Source organism: Corynebacterium meridianum, from assembly GCF_016342265.1.
In the GTDB taxonomy this organism is placed as follows: Bacteria; Actinomycetota; Actinomycetes; order Mycobacteriales; family Mycobacteriaceae; genus Corynebacterium; species Corynebacterium meridianum.
This window is the reverse complement of the sequence record NZ_JAEIOS010000011.1, coordinates 71,639-93,371: the sequence shown is the minus strand read 5'-3', so window position 1 is coordinate 93,371 and position 21,733 is coordinate 71,639. Positions and strand designations below refer to the sequence as shown.

The 21,733-nt window shown below is 65.4% G+C and carries 18 protein-coding genes; 14 read left to right on the top strand and 4 right to left on the bottom strand.

Going from position 1 to position 21,733, the window contains the following annotated elements:
* Positions 1-92 precede the first annotated feature (92 nt).
* Genes cobJ through JDV75_RS03645 form a run of 3 tightly spaced genes read right to left on the bottom strand, consistent with a single transcriptional unit; the run spans position 93 to position 3,497 of the window.
* On the bottom strand, positions 93-1,613 hold the full coding sequence (gene cobJ, locus JDV75_RS03655; protein ID WP_198737898.1) for a precorrin-3B C(17)-methyltransferase: 1,521 nt from the start codon (positions 1,611-1,613) through the stop codon (positions 93-95).
* Positions 1,614-2,258: a precorrin-8X methylmutase gene (locus JDV75_RS03650; RefSeq protein WP_198737897.1), complete on the bottom strand. Its 645-nt coding sequence runs from the start codon at positions 2,256-2,258 to the stop codon at positions 1,614-1,616. It abuts the gene before it with no gap.
* Positions 2,259-2,285: 27 nt separating this feature from the next.
* On the bottom strand, positions 2,286-3,497 hold the full coding sequence (locus tag JDV75_RS03645; RefSeq protein WP_198737896.1) for a precorrin-3B synthase: 1,212 nt from the start codon (positions 3,495-3,497) through the stop codon (positions 2,286-2,288).
* Between the two features lie 169 nt (positions 3,498-3,666).
* On the opposite strand from JDV75_RS03645, the gene JDV75_RS03640 reads away from it, so the two are divergent.
* From JDV75_RS03640 to JDV75_RS03620, 5 genes are all read left to right on the top strand, one after another.
* Positions 3,667-4,911, top strand: a complete 1,245-nt coding sequence (locus tag JDV75_RS03640; RefSeq protein ID WP_336244287.1) for a lipase family protein — start codon at positions 3,667-3,669, stop codon at positions 4,909-4,911.
* A gap of 80 nt (positions 4,912-4,991) precedes the next feature.
* Positions 4,992-8,594, top strand: coding sequence for a cobaltochelatase subunit CobN (gene cobN, locus JDV75_RS03635; RefSeq protein ID WP_198737895.1), 3,603 nt, complete (start codon positions 4,992-4,994; stop codon positions 8,592-8,594).
* A 37-nt stretch (positions 8,595-8,631) separates the two neighbouring features.
* On the top strand, positions 8,632-9,198 hold the full coding sequence (locus JDV75_RS03630) for an FxsA family protein (protein ID WP_198737894.1): 567 nt from the start codon (positions 8,632-8,634) through the stop codon (positions 9,196-9,198).
* An 11-nt stretch (positions 9,199-9,209) separates the two neighbouring features.
* Positions 9,210-10,751: an apolipoprotein N-acyltransferase gene (gene lnt, locus JDV75_RS03625; RefSeq protein WP_198737893.1), complete on the top strand. Its 1,542-nt coding sequence runs from the start codon at positions 9,210-9,212 to the stop codon at positions 10,749-10,751.
* Positions 10,752-10,758: 7 nt separating this feature from the next.
* Positions 10,759-11,556, top strand: a complete 798-nt coding sequence (locus tag JDV75_RS03620) for a polyprenol monophosphomannose synthase (RefSeq protein ID WP_198737892.1) — start codon at positions 10,759-10,761, stop codon at positions 11,554-11,556.
* A 291-nt stretch (positions 11,557-11,847) separates the two neighbouring features.
* On the opposite strand, the gene JDV75_RS03615 is transcribed toward JDV75_RS03620, so the two are convergent.
* The gene (locus JDV75_RS03615) at positions 11,848-12,234 is read right to left on the bottom strand and encodes an RNA polymerase-binding protein RbpA (protein ID WP_198737891.1); all 387 of its coding nucleotides are present in this window, start codon (positions 12,232-12,234) and stop codon (positions 11,848-11,850) included.
* A gap of 340 nt (positions 12,235-12,574) precedes the next feature.
* On the opposite strand from JDV75_RS03615, the gene JDV75_RS03610 reads away from it, so the two are divergent.
* The 9 genes from JDV75_RS03610 to JDV75_RS03570 all read left to right on the top strand — a co-directional run bounded on the left by JDV75_RS03610 (position 12,575) and on the right by JDV75_RS03570 (position 21,729).
* Positions 12,575-12,913 (top strand): hypothetical protein, encoded by a 339-nt coding sequence (locus JDV75_RS03610; RefSeq protein WP_198737890.1) that lies wholly within the window; start codon positions 12,575-12,577, stop codon positions 12,911-12,913.
* Between the two features lie 32 nt (positions 12,914-12,945).
* Positions 12,946-13,635, top strand: coding sequence for a YceI family protein (locus JDV75_RS03605; RefSeq protein WP_198737889.1), 690 nt, complete (start codon positions 12,946-12,948; stop codon positions 13,633-13,635).
* A 12-nt stretch (positions 13,636-13,647) separates the two neighbouring features.
* Positions 13,648-13,884: a hypothetical protein gene (locus JDV75_RS03600; protein ID WP_198738489.1), complete on the top strand. Its 237-nt coding sequence runs from the start codon at positions 13,648-13,650 to the stop codon at positions 13,882-13,884.
* Between the two features lie 2,161 nt (positions 13,885-16,045).
* On the top strand, positions 16,046-16,279 hold the full coding sequence (locus JDV75_RS12295; protein ID WP_198738432.1) for a hypothetical protein: 234 nt from the start codon (positions 16,046-16,048) through the stop codon (positions 16,277-16,279).
* 1 nt (position 16,280) lies between these two features.
* Positions 16,281-16,943 (top strand): hypothetical protein, encoded by a 663-nt coding sequence (locus JDV75_RS03590; protein ID WP_198737888.1) that lies wholly within the window; start codon positions 16,281-16,283, stop codon positions 16,941-16,943.
* A 704-nt stretch (positions 16,944-17,647) separates the two neighbouring features.
* On the top strand, positions 17,648-18,307 hold the full coding sequence (locus JDV75_RS03585) for an NUDIX hydrolase (protein ID WP_248094846.1): 660 nt from the start codon (positions 17,648-17,650) through the stop codon (positions 18,305-18,307).
* 49 nt (positions 18,308-18,356) lie between these two features.
* Entirely contained in the window at positions 18,357-19,694 is a 1,338-nt protein-coding gene (nadA, locus tag JDV75_RS03580) for a quinolinate synthase NadA (protein WP_198737886.1), read from the top strand.
* A gap of 2 nt (positions 19,695-19,696) precedes the next feature.
* The gene (gene nadC, locus JDV75_RS03575) at positions 19,697-20,569 is read left to right on the top strand and encodes a carboxylating nicotinate-nucleotide diphosphorylase (RefSeq protein WP_336244286.1); all 873 of its coding nucleotides are present in this window, start codon (positions 19,697-19,699) and stop codon (positions 20,567-20,569) included.
* Positions 20,566-21,729, top strand: a complete 1,164-nt coding sequence (locus JDV75_RS03570) for a cysteine desulfurase family protein (RefSeq protein ID WP_248094837.1) — start codon at positions 20,566-20,568, stop codon at positions 21,727-21,729. The genes nadC and JDV75_RS03570 overlap by 4 nt, the downstream gene beginning before the upstream one ends.
* Positions 21,730-21,733: the final 4 nt, after the last annotated feature.

Genomic DNA, 21,733 nt, shown 5'->3' with positions numbered 1-21,733 from the left:
GAATCTCCTTGGGTTAAGGGAAAACAGATCCGGAGTGGCCCCAATCTTTGACCGGGGGCGACACAACATCGTGACCTGAGGTTTATGACATCTTAACCATATCGACGTGAGGTGAACACCCGTGGGCCCTCCGGGCCCTGGTAGATCCTCGTGGTCGATGCGCCGATGATGAGCATCGTCCGCATGTCGACCACGCCCGGATCGAACTCGGCGAGGGTGGTCACCGTGACGCACTCACCGTCGGAACCGACCGCCCGGGCGACGATCACCGGGGTACCCGGATCCTGGTGCTCCAGCACGATGTCCCGCAGCTCCGCCACCTGACGCCGCCTGGTCCTCGATGCCGGGTTGTACACGGCGAAGGCCATGTCCGCGCCGGCGAGGGCATGCACCCGACGGGCGATGACCTCCCACGGCTTCAACCTGTCGGACAGGGAGATCATGCCGAAGTCGTGGCCGAGGGGCGCCCCCACCCGGGAGGCGACGGCCTGCGCCGCGGTCATTCCGGGAACCACTCTGACGGTGACACCCCGCCAGGCGTCGTCGTCGGCGGTCTCGAGCACGGCTGCCGCCATGGCGAACACACCGGGGTCGCCGGAACTGACGACGGCGACCCGTCTGCCCCTCGCCGCGAGATCGAGGGCCATCGCGGCCCGTTCCGCCTCGACCTTGTTGTCGGAAAGGTGCCGGCGCTGCCCGACCCGTTCCGGGACCCGGTTGATGTAGGTGGAGTAGCCGACGAGGTCCTCCGCGAGCTCCAGCTCCCGCGAGACCTCGGGAGTGGTCCAGACCGGATCACCGGGCCCGAGTCCGACCACGACCACCTCCCCGTTGCCTGACGGTTCGGCCGCTGCCATCGGGTCCGTCGAAGCCGCGCTGACCCCCTCCCGGTGGGAGGGAACGACGGCGACCGCGAAGTACGGCACCTCCGCCACCTCGGTGGCGGGAAGGGACTCCTGTCCCATCATGCCGATCCGGGCGACGACGTAGGCCCGCTCCAGTACACCGGCGCGGTCGAGAGCCCGACGGACCTTCGGCCAGGTCCTGCCGAGCTTCATCACGACGGCGGTGTCGGTGTCCCGCAGCCGCCTCGACAGTTCATCCTCATCGAGGGTTCCGGGAAGAACGGTGAGAACCTCGTCATCCTCGGCGAGAGGTCGGGCGAGGACGTCCGCGGCCGCGGTGATCGAGGTGACGCCGGGGATGATCCGGGCAGCCCTGGTACCGGGACGATCGGCGAGCAGCCGGTGCAGATGCTGGTAGGAGCTGTAGAGCATCGGATCACCCAGCGCGAGTACGACCACGTCACGGCCCGCGTCCAGGTGTCGCGAGAGCCGTTGCGCGGCCTCAACATAGAACTCCGCCAGTGCTCCCGCATACCCGCCCGGATGGGTGGTGTCCCCGGTGGTGACGGGGTAGGAGAGCAGCTCGTGGATCTGTCCGTCGTGCAGGTACGGCTCAGCGGCCGCACGGGCTGCGGACGCACCACCCGGTTTCGCGTGGTAAGCCACAACGTCCGCGGACGCGATCGCCCGGGCCGCGGCCACGGTGACCAGCTCCGGGTCCCCGGGGCCGACTCCTACGCCGGTGAGAACACCTCCGTCGGCGGTCATCTACATGATCTCCCGGGAATCGGCGAGTGCGTTGACCGCAGCGCAAGTGATGGCGGATCCACCCCGTCGTCCGTGCACCGTGAGGTACTCCGTCCCAAGGGAAACGGCGTCATCCGCGAGTGCCTTCTTGGATTCGGCGGCGCCGATGAACCCGACGGGGATGCCGAGGACGGCTGCCGGGCGGGGGAGTTCCGGCTCGGCGGCGAGGAGGTTGAGCAGGTGAAACAGTGCTGTGGGAGCATTTCCGATCGCCACGACGGCTCCGTCGAGGACGGGCCGCCACAGTTCCACGGCAGCTGCGGTCCGTGTTGTACCGAGGTCCCGGGCGAGATCGCCGACCCGTGGGTCCCCGAGCAGACAGATCACCTCGTTGTCCGACGGGAGTCGACGCCTCGTCACCCCCGAGGCGACCATCTGGACATCGGTGAGGATGGGTGCGCCGGACTGCAGCGCGTGGCGTGCTGCGGGGACGAGGCCGGGGGACAGGGCGATGTCCCCGGCGAGATCTACCTCACCGGCGGCGTGGATCATCCGGACCGCCACCGTTGCCTGCTCGTGGTCGAGGGCTGAGAGGTCGGCCTCGTTGCGGATGGTGGCGAATGAACGGCGGTATATCTCCGCGCCGTCGGTGATGTACTCATGCATGGTGCCTCATTCTACGTCCCGGGGGTATCAGCTCTTTCCCTCCCTGCGGGCGACCTCGTACTCACCGTCACCGACGGCGAGATAGTCCGTGTACGGCCCCTCCACTGGGTGACCGCAACGGCGTTCGCACCCGGAGAAGTGGACGTGCTCCTCCGGTGTGGCAGGGACCCGGTGTTCCTGCACGGCGGCCACTGCATCCGCCCGGGTGTCGGACGCGGCCTTGTCGCATCCGGTGGATCCGGTGCAGGCGGATACCTCGAGCCACGGGGAGGCCGAGTCGAAGATGAGACCCATCGGTGCGAGCACCTTGACCACGACCTCCGCGGAGGCGACGTCCAGCCCCTCTATGACCACCGAGCGCCAGCAGGTGACCTGGGTGGGCCGGCCGGTGGTCGCGATCATCCGTGCGAGGTGCGTGTCCAACGCGCCGAATCTCAGCCCGGCCGCCAGGCTGATCGTACCGTCCGGACGGTCGATCCAGCCGATCGGTGGTTCGGGTGCATCGACGGGGGAGACGGGCGCGGGAACAGCTCCGGCGTGTCCGGAACCGATCAACTCCGCGGCGATGTCCGCCGCGGCACCGGGTTGTTCCTCGATACGCCAGGCTTTCCCCCGGCGCGCCGCCCACAGTGCGGCCGCCCGGGCCAGTGCCCGGGCGGTGTCCCCGGGTGTGGTGGCGGCATCGACGGGGGAACCACCGAGAATCAGGTGGTGGACCCCGCTCGCGGGGAGCACACCGATGTCAGGACGGCGTGCGGCGATCATGCCGCTACCGTCGTCGATGCCGAACAACGTCCGTCCGGACAACCGTGCCGTGGTCGGATCGTCCAGCAGTAGCCGGTCGAGCTCCCTGACGAGCGGCAGGAGCTCGGGGGAGAGGGGCGCGGCGATGATGTTGCGGATCCGGTCGTGCACGACGCTCGGCAGCAGCCCCGCGGTTTCGACGGCCGCGGTGAATGCGGCGGCATTCGTATCGGATATCCCCCGGATCTGGAGGTTGCCGCGGGTGGTCAGGTGGATCGCACCGTCCCCGTAGCTGTCGGAGAGATCCGCGAGCGTCTCCCACGTATCGGGTTCCATGTATCCCCCGGGCACCCGGATCCGGCCGATCCGACCGTCCGCCGCCCGATGCATGTGCACCGCGCCCGGGCAGGCGTCGGGGCGGTCGCGGTCGCCGAGACCGCGGGAGTTCTCCACCGTGTGCTCGGCGGCTGATGATGCCCTGGATTCCACGCTCATGATCACCAGTCTAGGACCCGGGAGTCCGGGGGCGGGCTCCGGTGCGGCACTGTTCCGCCGCCACATGCGGGAGCTGAGGGGATGAGGAACAACCGGAGCCGTGCGCGTCGTTAAGGTGGGGGGCATGGTTCCCCGATTTCGGCCCCCCAGCCCGCTCACCGTGGCATCTGTGCTGCTCCGCACCGTTGTTCCGGTGACGGTCGATGTGCTGAGGATCCAGATCGCCCGGTGGCTGAGCGGTGAACGGGCGGCCATCCGCTACCCGGAACGCGGACGGTTCCGGGGGCCGGTGGCTGACGCCGAACCCGGCGCGGTCCTGTCCGCGGAACCGGTGCAGGTGCTCGGGACCGGTAGTCGCCTCAATCCCGCGACGGCGACCGCATTCTGCTACACCACCCGGGACTCTTCCGGTCGGTTGATCCCCGCCACCGGGGTTCTGCTGCGCTCCCGTCGGCTCACCGCCGACCATGCCGGGCCCCGACCGCTGATCGCCTTCGCCCCGTCGACCCAGGGCGTGGCGCGGCACTGTGACCCCTCCGTGAGCTGCACGGTCGGCCTCAACCTGTTCCTGCGACCGCCCGTGGACTGCATCATCGCCTATGAACTGCCGGTCATTCTCGCGCTGGTGGCCTCGGGTTTCCACGTCGTGTTCATCGACTATCCCCGGGACGAGGCGACCGGGGTCCAGTACTACGGCGACAACATCGCCGGCGGTCAGGCACTCGCCGACGCGGTGCGGGCCGCGGTCGAGCTCGGGGTGTCACCACGGGCGCCTGTGGGGCTGTGGGGTTTCTCCCAGGGGGGTGGTGCGGCCGGGTGGCTGGCGGAGAATCCCGACTACGCCCCCGACGTCGTTCCGCGGGCCGCGGTCATCGGTTCACCACCGTCGGATCTCGGCGCGGTACTCGGCCATGTCGACGGTGGACTGATCACCGGGGCCCTCGCCTACGCGGTTGCAGGCCTGATGGTCAGCTCGGATGACCTGCGCAGGACGTTGTGGTCGCTGTTCAACGAACACGGCCGCGCCCAGATCCGCGCGAACACGGCGACGTGTGCCGGGGGGAGCATCGTCACCTCCGCGTGGGCATCGACGCGGAGGTGGACGGTATCGGGGCAGTCGCTCGCGGAGCTGGCGGAGTCTCTGCCTGTGGTCCGACGGGCACTGCGCCGCCAGCAGCTCGGAAAACGGCGCCCCTCCTGCCCGGTGCTGCTGTGGGGATCGGCGAACGACGACGTCATACCGGTCGGGCAGGTTCGGGAGGTCGCCCGCCGGTGGGACGCGGTTGGCGGAGACGTCTCCTACCGGGAATCGATGATGCCCCGGATCGCGGGGCGCACGACCCTGAATCACTTCCTCCCCTACTACCTCCGGTTACCCCGCAACATCGCGTGGTTGCTGTCCGGTCTGCGGTAGGCTGACCGGAGACACAGCCCGATTTTACGTACCCCCGAACGCGTTGCACCGCAGGCGGCGCAGGCAAGGACCTCTCCACCGTGATTCTGCTTCTCTCCACCTCCGACACCGATCTTTTGTCCGCGAAGTCCGCGAATGAGCGCAGCGAGGTGGAGTACCGCTTCGCCAACCCGAACGGACTGTCCGGCGAGATGCTCGATGAGCACCTCGCCGGTGCGGATCTGGTGATCGTGCGGCTGCTGGGCGGTAAGCGGGCGTGGGAGGACGGCCTCGACCACATCCTGCGCAGCGGCGTCCCCGCGGTCGTGGTGTCCGGTGAACTCGCCGTCGACGCCGAACTCACCGAGCTTTCCACCGTGCCTGCGGGAGTGGTCACGCAGGCGCACACCTATCTCGCAGAGGGGGGAGCGGACAACCTGCACCAGCTGCACAACTTCCTCTCCGACACGGTACTTCTCACGGGCCTCGGCTTCGAGGAGCCGGTCAGGATGCCGTTCTGGGGACATCTGGACCGCCCGGAGTCCTCCGGACCCGCCGACGCGCCACGGGTGGCGATCCTCTATTACCGGGCTCAGCACCTTGCGGGAAACGTGGACTACATCCACGGTCTGGCCGACGCGATCGAGAGCCTCGGTGTGCGCGCGGTGCCGATCTACTCCGCCTCCCTGCGTACCGCGCCGGATGACCTCCTCACCGAGCTGGGGGACATGGACGTGCTCATCACCACGGTGCTCGCGGCCGGTGGCACGAAACCCGCGACCGCACAGGCGGGGGAGCAGGACGAGGCATGGGATGTGGCGGCGCTCGCCGCACTCGATGTCCCCATCATCCAGGGGCTCGCGCTGACCAATCCGCGCGCCCGGTGGGAGGAGTCCGACGACGGACTCTCACCTCTGGACGTCGCCACCCAAGTCGCGGTGCCGGAGTTCGACGGCCGGATAATCGCCGTGCCCTTCTCCTTCAAGGAGTACGACGCGGACGGCCTGATCTCGTACGTCCCCGACCACGAGCGCTGCGCCCGGCTCGCCGGGATCGCCTGCCGCTTCGCCCGGCTGCGGCATCTCGACAACGCGGAGAAGAAGATCGTCGTCATGCTGTCGGCGTACCCGACGAAGCACGCCCGGATCGGCAACGCGGTCGGCCTCGACACCCCTGTGTCCACCCTCAGGGTGCTGCACGCCATGACCGAGGCCGGCTACGACCTGGGCGACACCTCGGAGATCCCGGGCTACGACGATCTCGACGGCGACGCCTTCATGCACGCCATCATCGCCGCCGGCGGCCACGACCCCGAGTGGCTCACCGACGAGGTGCTCGCCAACAATCCGCTCAAGCTGTCGCGGCGGGACTACCTCGACTACTTCGCGACCCTCCCGGAGGGCATGCGCGAGGAGATGACCGAACACTGGGGCGAGGCACCCGGAACGCACTACGTCAACCCCGCCACCGGTGAGCTGTACGTCGCGGGACTCGTCTTCGGCAACGTCGTCGTCATGGTGCAGCCGCCCCGTGGCTTCGGTGACAACCCGGTCGGCATCTACCACGACCCGGACCTGCCGGCGAACCACCACTACCTGGGGACCTACCACTGGCTCCGTCACGTCTTCGGCGCGGACGCCATCGTGCACATGGGCAAGCACGGCAACATGGAGTGGCTGCCCGGCAAGACCGTCGGCATGTCCGCGGACTGCTACACCGACCAGGCGATCGCCGACATGCCGCTGATCTACCCGTTCCTCGTGAACGACCCGGGCGAGGGGAGCCAGGCGAAACGCCGGGCCCACGCCACCCTCATCGACCACATGATCCCGCCGATGGCCCGCGCGGAGTCCTACGGCGACATCACCCGGCTCGAGCAGCTGCTCGACGAACACCAGAACATCTCCGCGATGGACCCGGCGAAGCTGCCCGCCATCCGGCAGGAGATCTGGACCCTGCTCACCGCCGCGAAGATGGACCAGGACCTCGGCTGGGAGCAGCGCCCGGACGAGGAGGTCTTCGATGACATGCTCATGCACATCGACGGCTGGCTCTGCGAGATCAAGGACGTCGCGATCCGCGGTGGCCTGCACATCCTCGGCGGAGACATCTCCGGTGAGATGCGCATCGAACTCGTCCTGGCGATGCTGCGCGCCCGCCAGCTCTGGGGTGGCGAGCGCAGCGTCCCCGGTCTGCGGGAGGCGCTCGGTCTGTCCGAAGCCGGCGATGAGACCCGGACCCGGGTGGACACGGTCGAGGAGGTCGCACACGGGATCCTCACCCGCCTCGACGAACTCGACTGGGACGTCGAACAGGTCGACTCCGTGCTCGACGGGGCTCCCATGCCCGACACCGCGGACCGGGACACGGTCGCCGCGATCATGCGCTTCGCGTGCACCGAGATCGTGCCCCGGCTGGCCCAGACCCCGCGCGAGATCACCCAGATCCTGCACGCCCTCGACGGCGGCTTCATCGACGCCGGTCCGTCGGGCTCCCCGATGCGGGGCCTGATCAACGTTCTGCCCACCGGCCGGAACTTCTACTCCGTCGACCCGAAGTCACTGCCCAGCCGCCTCGCCTGGGAGACCGGCCAGCTGCTCGCCGACTCGCTGATCGACCGCTACCGGGATGACCACGACGGCGCCTACCCGACGTCCGTCGGGCTGTCGGTGTGGGGCACCTCCGCGATGCGCACCTCCGGCGACGACATCGCCGAGGTGTTCGCTCTGCTCGGTGTCCGGCCGGTCTGGGACGAGGCCTCCCGCCGGGTCACGGACCTCGAGGTCATTGATCTGGAGGAGCTGGGCCGCCCGCGCATCGACACCACCGTCCGTATCTCCGGGTTCTTCCGCGACGCGTTCCCGCACGTCCTGGCGCTGCTGGATGACGCGGTGCAGATGGTCAAGAACCTCGACGAGCCGGACGAGAGCAACTACGTCCGTGCCCACGCCCGTGCCGACGGCACCCTCGACGAGCACACCCGCCGGATCTTCGGATCCAAGCCCGGGACCTACGGTGCCGGGCTGCTGCAGCTCATCGAATCCGGGGCATGGCGCGACGACGCCGATCTCGCGGAGGTCTACACCTCCTGGGGCGGCTACGCCTACGGGCGCGGAATCGAGGGCGTCGAGGCGGCCGAGGACATGCGCACCGCCTACCGGCGGATCCAGGTGGCGGCGAAGAACGTCGACTCAGCGGAGCACGACATCGCCGACTCCGACGATTACTTCCAGTACCACGGCGGCATGGTCGCCACGGTCCGCGCCCTCACCGGAAACGGTCCTGAGGCCTACATCGGCGACTCCCGCCGCCAGGAGACCGTCCGCACCCGGACGCTCCACGAGGAGTCGCGCCGCGTGTTCCGTGCCCGCGTGGTCAACCCGCGCTGGATCGAGGCCATGCGGAAGCACGGCTACAAGGGGGCCTTCGAGATGTCGGCCACCGTGGACTACCTCTTCGGGTATGACGCGACGACCAACCTGATGGACGACTGGATGTACGAGACACTCACGGACACCTACGTCCGCGACGAGGTCAACCGCGAGTTCTTCCGCCAGTCGAATCCCTGGGCGCTCCGGGACATCTCCGAACGGCTCATCGAGGCCGCCGACCGCGGCCTGTGGGAGGGCCCCTCCGAGGAGGCCATGGAACTGCTGCGGGAGACATTCATTGAAACGGAGGGTGAACTGGAGGATCGGCGGTAGCCCGCACCGAAGGGGGTGAGCCGGTACACTCGGACGGGTGCCTATCTTCTTCGCCATCCCGTACATCCTGACCGAGGCCCTCGCCTTCTTGCTGGTCGCCAGTTGGCTGGGGGTCGGCTGGGCGCTGCTTCTGTTCCTGCTGTTCTTCTTCGGCGGGCTGCTGCTCGCCGCCGTCGAGATGCGCCGGATCGCGCTGAAACTGTCCCAGGGACGCGTGAACGCGGGACGTGGGGCCGGTGACTACGGTCTCGTCGCCGCCGGCGCCCTCGGCGTGGCGATGCCGGGGTTCATCACCACGGTCATCGGCCTGCTGCTGATCATCTCCCCGACGAGGTCCGTCGTCCGTGGGATACTCGCCCGCAAGATGCGTCGGAAGATCGAGGATCTCGGTGTCCGCGGATTCGAGGCGGCCAACCGGTACCGGCAGACCACCAGCTACGGAACATTCGTCGTCGACCACGACCCGTCGCAGGATTCGACCACCTCCGCACCGGGCGATCAGGAGATCCAGCGCTGGAGCAGCGAAGTGACCCCGGAGGATTTCGTGGACGACCGCGGGGATGAAGGGGACGGAGCGACCGGCGACTCCCGCCCACGCGCCTGATACGGCGATCGATGAGCTTTCTCGTCCGCCTGCTGCTCGCACTGGGTAGCGGGGTCCTGGTCTACTCCTCCTACGAGCCCCTCGGCTGGTGGCCCGCGGGCATCGTCGGGATGGCGTTGCTCTACGTCGCTCTGGCCCCCTGGCGGGCGCGTGCGCTGAAATCATCGCCCCGGCTACGCACCGGTGTCTTTCTCGCCTTCAGCCATTCGATCGCCCTCTACCTGCTGCTCCTGCCGTGGATCGGTGAACTCGTCGGGACGTTCCCCTATGTGGCCCTCTCCATCACCGAGTCCCTGTACGCAATAGTCCTCGGAGCCGGTGTCACGGCTGCCGCGCGCCTCCGCTACGGCCCCGTCGTCTACGCGTTCATCGCCGTCGCCGTGGAGTGGTTGCGTAGTTCCTGGCCGTTCGGTGGATTCGCCTGGGTACGTCTCGCCTGGGGCCAGATCGATGGCCCGCTCCGTTTCCTGGCCCAGTTGGGGGGCCCGGCCCTGGTCACGTTCGCCACCGTCATGACGGCGGCCGGGGTCGCCGTGCTCGTGCTCCGGGGCGGGCGGTTCAGGGCACTCGTACTCATCGCCGTCCCCGCCATCGCCGCAGCAGGATCCTGGGCGTCCATGCCCGGCGACGCCGCGGACACCGGAAAGATCACCGTCGCGGCGGTCCAGGGCAACGTGCCCCGGCTCGGTCTCGATTTCAATGCGCAGCGCCGGGCAGTCCTGGCGAACCACACCCGGGTGACGGAGACCATCGGCGAACCCGTCGATCTCGTCGTCTGGCCCGAGAACTCGGCCGACGTCAACCCCTTCGCCGACGCTCAGGCACGTCAGCTCGTCGACGAAGCGGTGAGCTCCGCCGGCGCGCCCGTCCTCGTCGGCACTCTCACCAGGGACGATGTCGGTGACCGCAATACCGTCGTCGTGTTCGACCCGGTCACCGGCCCGGGGGAGTGGCACCACAAGAAGTATCTCCAGCCGTTCGGGGAGTGGATGCCTTACCGGGATCTGCTCCGACCCCTGTCCCCGTACGTCGACCGGGCGGGTGACTACAAGCCCGGCGACGGTGACGGCGTCGTGCACATCCGTGTCCCCGCCACCGGCGAGATGGTCGGCGTCGGGGTGGCAACGTGCTACGAGGTCGCCTTCGACGCGGCCGGCCGGGATGCGGTCAGGGCCGGAGCCCGGATCCTGACCACCCCCACCAACAATGCCACGTTCGGCTTCTCCGACATGACCTACCAGCAGCTGGCGATGTCCCGGATGCGGGCGCTCGAACTGGACCGGGCGGTGGTGGTCGCCGCCACGTCCGGTGTGTCCGCGATCATCCTCCCCGACGGACACGTCACCGCGAGCACGAAGATCTTCACACCCGCGGTACTCACCGAAACTCTTCCACTCCGCGATCGACTCACGTTCGCGGCCCGTCACGGTTCCTGGATCGAGCTGACGCTGGGTATGATTGGATGGATATGCCTGTTCGTCGTGCTCGTCGCCGGAAGAGACGGACGCGCGATCAGGGACCGACGCAGGCACCAGCCACACCGAGGAGAATGACTCAACCATGTCGAAACCCAGCGACGCCACCCTGGTCATCATCCCGACCTACAACGAGCGGGAGAATCTTCCCCTGATCACCGGACGGGTCCGTACCGCAACACCGGAGGTGGACATCCTCGTCGTCGACGACGCCAGCCCGGACGGAACCGGAGAGCTCGCCGACGAGATCGCCGCCGCGGATCCCCGGATCCACGTCCTGCACCGCAACGGCAAAGGCGGTCTCTGCGGCGCGTATGTCGAGGGATTCCGCTGGGGTCTGGAACGCGACTACCGCGTGCTGTGCGAGATGGACGCCGACGGCTCCCACGCACCGGAGCAGCTGCACCTTCTGCTGGACCAGATCGACGATGGCGCGGAACTGGTCATCGGCTCCCGATACATCAACGGCGGCAAGGTGATCAACTGGCCGAAGCAGCGGTGGCTGCTGTCCAAGGGCGGTAACATCTACATCTCGCTGGCACTCGGAGCGGGCCTCAGCGACATGACCGCCGGATACCGCGCCTACCGTCGCGAACTGATCGAGGCACTCGATCTCGATGAGCTGTCGAACGCGGGTTACATCTTCCAGGTGGACCTGGCGTGGCGTGCCGTGCGTGAGGGCTTCGATGTCCGGGAGGTCCCGATCACCTTCACCGAACGGGAGATCGGTGAGTCCAAACTGGACGGCAGCTTCGTCAAGGATTCCCTCGCACAGGTCACCGCGTGGGGCGTCGCGCACCGCCGGGAGCAACTCTCGGCGGTCCTGGAGGAAGTGAAGAAGGAGATCGAGTTCCGCCGTCGTCAGCGGCGCCGCAACAGCTGAGACACAGAGCACCGGCCACCCCGCCCGGATCCCCGGTAGCGGGGTGGCTTCTTCGGTGTCCGGGTGGAAGCGCAGCAACAAACCGTAGGGACGAGCGGTACCGCGTCCGCCGGGCGGAGACGGCCAATGGAACAACGTTTCCCACCGATGGCGGGGACCGAACGCGGTTGACACACCGGTGCCGGAAACTCCCGGCAGCGGAAAACGGACTGTGACAACCGATCGATGATGATCGTTCGTCACGGTCCGTACGGAGTAACCTCCGAGCCCGGAATACCCGGGGAAGAAAACCTAGGCCCCGTTCTTCTTCGCTTCCTCCTGCTGCTGCTTCAGCAGACGAGCGGCGTTGCGCCGACGCTTGCGGAGCAGTTCGATGCGCTCCTCGAGAAGCTCGTCGAGCTCCTCGATGGAGCGGCGCTCACGGAGCATGTCCCAGTGGGTACGCGGAGGTTTGGTGGGCTTGGCCTCCACACCCTCACCCTCCATCAGGGTGCCCATCTGACCGTTCTTGCACATCCAGGTGCCGGGAATTTCCGCGTCGTGGGCGAAGGGGACCTCGAAGACATCCCCGTCGTCGGTGCGGTACTTCACCAGTTGGCGCGGCGCGAGGTCGTGGTCGCGGTCGGTCTCGTAGCTCACGGCGCCCATGCGGCTACCGCGGAGAACACGATCTGCCATAGAAGTATCAGTCCTTTACTGTGCGGAATACTGGTTAACAGTCCAGTTCAGTCGGTTGATCGATTGGACCACGCGGTGGGTCTGCGTGCACCTATCGGTACTAAACCCGAGGGAACCGATCTAATCCGGTTCCTGCCGGATGGTTCACCGCCTTCTCTGCCATCGCGTTTCTCCGGGCCGACCGACGGAAAGGGCTGTTTATCCACACCACTATAGCCCTTGATCGCCCCGCACGACCACCACTACCGGCCGGCGGTTCTTCCCTGTCCGCCGCGGACCGGGCACCCGAGTCCGGGGTGGTTGTTGATGATGCGGACGGGGAGGCCCTAAGGTTGGGGGAGTGAGTGAGGAAGCGATCGCCAGGCGCCAGGCGACATGCCAATGGTGCCAAGGGCCTGTTCCCGAACAAGGCCGGGGGCGACCGCGGAAATACTGCAGCCATTCGTGTAGGCAGCGCGCCTACGAACAGCGTTCACGGGTGTCCGGAACCTCGATACCCGCGGATGCGGTCATCATGCGTCCGGAGAAGGCCGAGCGCCTCGCCGACCTGCTCTTTGAGCTTCGGTGTGCCGCGGAGGACATCGCCACAGCCGTGGACGAGGATTCGCCCGTGGAGGAGATCCGCGGACTCTGCGCGGAACTCGTCACGTTGGCGCGCCGCGCTGAACACCTACGCTAACTCCGCACGTCGAGAACACCGGAAGAGGACACATGGAAACCCTCAAGAAGCCGTTCGTGGCTCTCACCGTCATCGCCATCATCGTGATCTCGCTGGCGAGCGTCGGCCCGCTGGTGTACAAACTCATCACGAATCCCGGTATCCGAACCGGCGGCATCAACGCGGAGAACGCCATCCCGGCCTCGACAGGTGTGGACGGTCACTGGAATCTCGTTCCGGGTTCCGGGGCCAACACGACCGGAGTCGGCTTCACATTCAACGAGGTCCTGCCCGGTGAGCGGAAGACCACCTCAGGCAGCACCTACGATGTGACGGGCTTCCTGGACGTGGACAACGGTCAGCTCACCGCCGGCGAGGTTGTCGCTGACGCCACGACCATCAGGACGGACATCGAGAAGCGAGACATCAACGTGCGGCAGAGCATCCTGCACACCGATGAGTTTCCGACGGCGACGTTCCAGATCCGGGGTCCGATCGATCTCACGGATATTCCCGAGGACGGCACGGTGTCCACCGCCGAGGTTCCCGGTGTGCTGACGCTCCACGGAACCTCCCGGGACGTGACACCCACGCTGGATGTTCTCCGGACCGGCGAGCGGGTCATCGTCGCCGGTGTCCTCACCGTCGACCGAACCGACTACAACATCTATCCGCCGGAGTTCGTGGCGGCGACCATCGCCGAAGAAGGCGAAATCAACATTCGTCTCGTTTTCGAGAAGTGAGGGGAAAGCCACATGGCACACCGCATGATCCCGATGCTCTGGTTCCGCATCTTCATCCTGATCGGTTTTCTGGGGTACACCGCCTACGCGCAGATGTGGCTGCTCGCGGGAATCGGGGTCGTCCTACTCGTGCTGACCGGGTTCCAGTTGCGGACCGCGCAGGCCACCCGGGACCGCGTCCGGTCCGACGCAGCAGAGTCGGAGAAGAAGAACACGAAAGGCAGCGCCACGAAGAAAAACCGTGGCTGAGCGGGTACAGCACAAGATTGACCCTGGCCCCGATATCGATATAGACCCCCTTTTTGTCACAAGTGACAAAAAGGGGTGACTTCTCACCCTCGAATCGGTGGGGTACCGGGGCGCCCGACAATCATCGCGACAAATCCGGGCGATCGCAGGTCCTCACGGCGATCCGCACGGAGGTGGATGACACCCCGAAGAAGCCACAACATCCCGACGGTCGCCGCGGGACCGTGGGCGGCCTGGACCCGTTTGACGGGCACCGGGCCGGGAGTCGACCGCACACGGATGGCCGCGGAGGGATTACGGCGTCGAACGGGCGGAGATTCCCGGAATGCCCAGAGTGCGAACCGAGGATGATGACCCTCAACGTCAGCAGATGGCCCGGAAGATCATCCCGCACAGCCATTGGCCGATAATGTACATTATGTCATTTAGTACCGGGACGTCGCCTCCATCCTCTCCGCTCGCCACCAGGCCCGCCCCCCCCTCTCCGCCAGATAACCCTGAATCGACCTCTGACCGGAGAGTCCGTGAGCGCCCAGACTCCCGACCGCGCCCCATCCCGCGGCGATCTCGACAGCCACCCGCCAGGCACCCGTTCGAGGACGGATCGAGCGTGCCGCCCATCGAGCGGCCCCGTCAACACACGCGCACCGACCCCTCCACCGAGATCCATCACCTCCGGGGCGAGGCACTCGACCCGGACACCGTCCTCCGCCCTTTGGCGCATCCGGAGGTTCCACGTCGCTGCACGCCCCGGCCTGAGCATCGGAGTGCTTAATCCACCGCTACATTCGCAACTCAAATGCAGTGGCGGACAATTCGGCCAACACATCCAATTGCGCCACCTCATCCAATTGTCCCAATAACAGAATCAACCGGGCCTTTCCCGGAGAACGACAGCGAGCGGAGGCCGGATCCACGATCGAAACAAGGCACGCACCAGTTATTTCATCGATCACCCCGGAATCACCCAGCGGACACGGTCGCGTTTTGCAAATACGCCCGCCTACCTCACCGGCTGTTCATTCAAACCTAGATACCTTCCAGCACTATTCAGCGACCGATATTTTTGTACAATCAGCATCCCCTGGAGGTCCGGAGTTGACTCCTCGACCATTTCCGGCCTGACATTGACCACACTAGAGCTTTCGGCACTTCTTGGTGGGCGGTCAAGCACGAGCACGGAACCTTCCGGGAAATGAGGATCGGCCGCTCGCAGATGAAACGAAGAGTTCGTTCCCGTTTTCACAGCGGTTGGTGGCTGTGAACCCAAGCAGCGGGTTGCCCGTCCGGTCACACATTTCTTCAGGGATCGGTTTTATCGACCTTCTCCCTTACTGGCCAGGCCCGGAGTAACTTTTTTTCACGCTCAACGTTGCAGATATCAGCACTGTCAGATAAGGATTGATCGACACATCAGACAGAATTGAACAGAGAAGCGAAATTTTACACAGGTATTTTCCGTAGAAAAGGCAGCACCGCTTAGCCTGATTTACCGCTACCCGACGATTCCTTTGAGGACCTTTTTACCTGGCCGGGAGTTCACGCATTGCACCCGCCCCTCGCTCACCAGATAGGGCAAATCAACGGGTAGCGTCAAGGCTCGGGAAATATGACGGAAATACCCCACTTCCCCACGCCCGCCCCTGCTCCGTCGGTTACCCAACGCCAGGTGGATTGCCGTCTCTGCCGGTGATCAGGCAATTCGAACACGGAAGCTCAGCAGCGATGGGACGCGAAGTGCGTCAGAGACTCAGGCTGCATGTCATGGTCGCGGCGGGCGATGATCGCTTCGCGGAGGATGCGGCGGTGATGAGGGCCGCTTTCGCGGCATGCCCGCATCACGGAGGTGTGCTGGTTCATCACCTTCACGCGCGTTCGCATTCCACGCGGGCGCCACAACTGTCGAAACAACAAGACCAAGAGTTAACAACGGGAGTAGCCCGCCGCGCTTCACAATAATTTCCACCTTCCAGACGGCACTAGGTATACAAAGTACCCACTTGTAGTTATTTCTAAGACGCGACAGCACGACTGCGATACAGTAAACTCAAGCACCATGACAGAGAAATTTCACTATACCCGAAATGCTCTCCATGCCCGTCACCTCACCAAGCCAGCAACCCTGCCCTCAGCACCATCCTAGCCACTAGATAGATAATCCATACAGGACACCACTCCACTTCCCAACGGCCCCACTCCAGACGATATCGGGTGCTACAACATCTGCGAAGGTGGTGTGATCTACTGGCCACCACAGTGCGGAGTACACTTCATATTCAGAGCATTAAGACAAGTTGCAGGGAATAGCACTGTCTTGCAGAAAGTGGACCTGGTCACAGGCCAACAGGGATCAAAAGCTACGCGATTAGACTCTCTTACCTACTACAAGGAGTAAAGTGCGCATTCTAAAAGGTAAGTCAGTGATCGCTGCAGGCGCAGCCTGCCTGATCACATTCCTCCCAACTACTGCCGCAGCCCAATCGTCTAGCGCTGCATTGCTTCCCGCCTCCCCGAAAAGCTCTGTCGCCCAGCCCGTCGACCAGAACGAGACATGCTCGCAGAACAGTTCAGAAACCAAAAGTGAGAAACAGAAAATTTTAGACTCTGCGCAGGAAGAGTACGAAACTTTCGATCTACAAGAAGAGATTGCGAAAGATCTCGTTCAATATCAGGAAAACATTTCTATCATTGAAAATTCTTCAGCGTTAGTCGAATATTTTGATAAGTACTCTGATTTTCCAATGGAGGACAGGCAGCGTCTCGCAGCTAGCACTCCTAGGGTCGTCGTACAAGAAATAGCGACGAATCTAGAGGGAAAAGCGCTCCTACTCCATCCATCTACAGGTTCACCGGAAGTTGTGCCGCAGGACGAGGCCGATAAGTACGATATCTTTCCGTCACTTCAAAAAGACCCCTGCTGGAAGAGCTATGTAGGGGCATGCACCGCAGCGGTAGTCACTGGATTCTATTGCGGTCTTGGCGGACCAATTACCATGACGGCATGTACTATCGGAGTTGCTGCAGGCGGTACTCATGTTGACTGGAATAGATACTGTTAGGGTCAGAGCACAATGAAAAGGTTCCTAATATTCACAGCAATACCTGTAATACCAGCCTTAGTACTTTACCTCTTGTTTGATTTTTTCAACATAGGGCATGGGGACTCCCGGATTGTTGTGAGTCTAAGCTTCGGCCTTGTTCAATCGGCATACTTCTTGCTTAGATTCCCTATTAACAAACGCAACAGAGCGCGGACGGAAGAAGCCAAAAAATAGCCCCCTCCCTTCCATTCCTGACAATCGCATGATAGCAATGTCGCAGAGGTACGTATTGATGGGTACGTATTGATGCGACCTGTGTCGGGGGAATCGGTTGGGCAGCACACGCGCGTGCTGGTGCGCGTGTCCTGTCAGATGACGGTAAACTCATGGCCGTGCTTTCCCAGGGTTGCAGCTGGGTGATAAGCGAAGTCCGTCAGGTGGCAGCCTGGCGGGCTTCATTCATTTATGGGGTCTATTGACCGAGAATAACACCGCTGTTACTGGATCGTCGCCGGTGTCACAGACCCGCACATGCTGGTCCGGGGCGCCGATGGCCTCGCCGGGCAGATGGTTCCGGTCCCCGACCCGAGAGACCAACCCGACAATGGTGCTCTGTTTGTTCCGGCCTCCAATCGTCGGTGCCTTTTGGTCTATTTGACTGTAAGCTAAGTCGACAACCACTAAAGGTCACCAAGACCATAAGGTTGATGAAAGGAGGAACGGTGTCCCCGCCCGAAACCCGTCTGGCTGTATCCACCGTGATCTTCGCCCTCCGCCCGGAGCCCGAGGCCACGCCATCCCTGTGGACCCCTTTCGTCAGACGGACCCGCGACCCGCACCTCGATCAGTGGGCACTACCGGGAGGTTGGCTCCCTGCCGACGAAGGACTGGAGGAAGCCGCGTCCCGCACGCTCGCGGAGACCACCGGCCTACGACCCAGCTATCTCGAACAGCTCTACACCTTCGGCAACGTCGACCGCTCCCCCACCGGCAGGGTCGTCTCCGTCGTCTACTGGGCACTGCTCCGGACCGACGAGGCACAGCACGCGGGAGAACGGGAGAACGTCCGCTGGTTTCCGGCTGAGGATCTCCCCGATCTCGCGTTCGACCATCTGGAGATCGTCGACTACGCACTCGACCGTCTGCGCACCAAGGTCGAGTACTCGGCCATCGCCAGGTCCTTCCTCGGAGACACGTTCACTCTCGCCGAACTGCGGCACGTCCACGAAGCCGTTCTCGGCCATCCCCTGGACCCCGCGAACTTCCGACGCTCGATGATCTCCTCCCCCGACCTCGTCGACACCGGCCGGGTGCTCACTGGAACGCCCCACCGACCGCCCAAGCTCTACAGCTACCGTGCTCCGGGTCCAGCCCGCCCTTAGCACGGTTTTCGACCACCCCTGAACCGCATAACCGGAGGACCAGTACATCATGCCCACCCGAGAACCGACCGACCCACGCGAACACGCCTCCGTGGATCGGGCGCTACAGCTGATCACAGCCGGCGCCCGCGCCGGATCGTCCTGCAGCAGCTCGCTCACCGAGGACCCCTGGACGTTCGACGCCATCCCCGGATACGGACCCGGCGCATCAATGTCGGATCCGATCCCCGACGACGCTCCCCGACAGGGCAGCCTGCCGCCCGAATACCGGAAGGCCACCGACGAGGAACTCCACGGACGGATCCTCGCGGCGAAGGCCGCACTCGGCGAGAGGGTCGTCGTCCTCGGGCACTTCTACCAACGGGACGAGATCGTCCAGCACGCCGATTTCGTCGGCGACTCCTTTCAGCTCGCGAACGCGGCGCGGACCCGACCCGCCGCCGAAGCCATCGTGTTCTGCGGCGTCCACTTCATGGCGGAGACCGCGGACATCGTCTCGGCGCCCCACCAGAAGGTCATCCTCCCGAACCTCGCCGCCGGCTGTTCGATGGCGGACATGGCCGAACTTGATGCGGTCACCGACTGCTGGGAGCAGTTGGAGGAGATCTTCGGCTCGGCCACCCACCGTGACGGTTGCGCCCCGGTCATCCCCGTCACCTACATGAACTCCTCGGCGGCGTTGAAGGCGTTCGTCGGTGAACACGGCGGCATCGTGTGCACGTCCTCCAATGCCGACGCGGTGTTGGAGTGGGCTTTCGAGCGCGGTCAGCGCGTCCTGTTCTTCCCCGACCAGCATCTCGGCCGCAACACCGGCCGCGCACGGGGAATCCCACTGACGCAGATGCCCCTGTGGAACCCTCACCTGCCGCTCGGTGGAAACACAAGGGAGCAGCTCCTCGAAGCCAGGATCCTGCTCTGGCACGGTTTCTGCTCCGTGCACCGGCGATTCACCGTCGACCAGATCGACCGGGCCCGCGCCGAATATCCGGGCGCCCACGTCATCGTGCACCCGGAGTGCCCGATGGAGGTCGTCGACGCCGCGGATTCCGCCGGCTCCACCGACTTCATCGTCAAGGCGATCAGCGCCGCTCCCCCGGGGTCCGTGTTCGCGATCGGCACCGAGATCAATCTCGTCCAGCGGCTGGCCGCCGAGCACCCCGAGCACACCATCTTCTGTCTGGATCCGGTGATCTGCCCGTGTTCCACCATGTACCGGATCCACCCGGGGTATCTCGCGTGGGTGCTGGAGTCCCTCGTAGAGGGTGACACCGTCAACCGCATCACCGTCGACCCGGACACCGCCGAAAAGGCGGGTGTCGCCCTGGAACGCATGCTGTCCGTCGCACCCCGCCCGATTGCCGGATCGACCAGCGGAAAGGGGAACTGACCGTGTACCCGACGGCAGCACAGATCAACGGAATCATCGACGACGCCCTCGCAGAGGATGCCCCGTGGGGCGACCTGACCTCCGAGACACTGATCCCGGCCGACGCCCACGCCACCGCGACCCTCACCGCCCGTGAGGACGGCGTCTTTTCCGGAGGATCCGTGTTCACCGCTGCCTTCCTGCGCGTCGATCCCGGTACACAGGTCGATATCCGGTTGGCGGATGGCGCCACCTTCTCGTCCGGTGACGTTCTCGCGGAGGTGTCCGGCTCCGCCAGATCGGTGCTGCGCGCGGAACGGATCGGCCTGAACCTCGTCCAACGCATGTCGGGGATCGCCACCCTCACCTCCCGGTACGTGGCCGCCGTGGCCGGCACCGGTGTCCGCATCGTCGACACCCGGAAAACGACTCCGGGGTTGCGCATGCTGGAAAAGAAGGCCGTCCGGGACGGTGGCGGTCACAACCACCGGGCCACGTTGTCCGATGCGGTCATGGTCAAGGACAATCATCTGGCGGTACTGCTCGCCGAGGGGGTCTCGGTGACCGAAGCTCTCCGGTCAGCGCGTTCCCGGCTCCCCCACACGACCCACATCGAGGTGGAGGTCGACCGTGTCGACCAGATCCCCGATGTCCTCGCGGCAGGCGTCGACTCCATCATGCTGGACAACTTCAGCCTGGAGCAGCTGCGGGAGTCCGTGGCCCTCATCGGCGGTGCGGCGATCGTCGAGGCCTCGGGGCGGGTCAGCCTGGACACGGTCACCGACATCGCCGGAACCGGGGTGGACGTGATCTCCGTCGGTGCGCTCACCCACGGCGTCCGGTCCCTGGACCTCGGACTCGACGTGACCGTGCGGCCCTCCGCGGACGCCCGGTGAGCGGTCCGGACCTGATCTACCTCGATCACGCCGCCACCACGCCACCACGTCCCGAGGTACTGCGCGCGATGTGGCCGTTCCTCACGACGGATTTCGGCAATCCGTCCAGCCACCACGGGGTCGGCGAAGCCGCTCGGGCCGGGATCACCGCTGCCAGGCGCGCGATCGCGGACACGCTGGGAGTGCGACCGGACGAGCTGGTGTTCACCTCCGGGGGCACGGAGGCGGACAATCTCGCGGTCAAGGGGATCACGCTCGGACACAGACGTCGAACGGGACGGGCACACCTTCTCACCGGTCCCCTCGAGCACAGCGCGGTGCGTGAGAGTGCCGCGTACCTCCGCAGGTTCCACGATGTGCCGACCACGGAGCTGACCTGCGACGGGTCGGGACTCGTTGATCCCGACGAGGTGGAGGCTCTCATCCGACCGGACACGGTCCTTGTGTCGGTGCAGGCGGCCAACAACGAGATAGGTACGGTGCAGGATCTCCGGGCGCTGTCCGCGGTGTGCCGGAGGTACGGCGTCGCCCTGCACACCGATGCGGTGCAGGCCGCCGGGCAACTGGAGATCCGTCCGTCGGCGCTCGGAGTGGACGCGCTGTCACTGTCGGGGCACAAGCTCGGAGCGCCGAGGGGAATCGGATTGTTGTGGCTCCGCTCGTCCATTCCCGTGGAGCCCGTGATCCACGGCGGTGGGCAGCAACGGGGCCGCCGTTCCGGTTCGGAGGATGTGGCCGGCGCCGTCGCCCTGGCCACGGCCCTGGTCTCCGCGGAGTCGGAACGCGCATCGACGGCCGAACGGATGACGCGCCTGCGGGACGGGTTCATCGGGCGGGTGCTGGCGACGGTTCCCGGTGCTCGGCTGACAGGTCACCCGACCCGCCGCCTACCCGGCAACGCGTCCTTCGTGATCGACGGCGTGAACGGCGAGACCGTGCTGATCGAGCTGGAGCGACGGGGCATCATCTGTTCCTCCGGCTCGGCGTGTGCCGCGGGGTCCCAGGACCCCTCCCCCGTCCTGCTCGCGATGGGAATCGGGGAAGACCTCGCCCGCACGGCACTCCGATTCGGTCTGGGGCGGGCGACCACCGAAGCTGATCTCACGGCCGCCGCCGGGGAGCTGGCGGCGGTGGTCGCCGCTCTCCGACACGGGTCCTGAACCG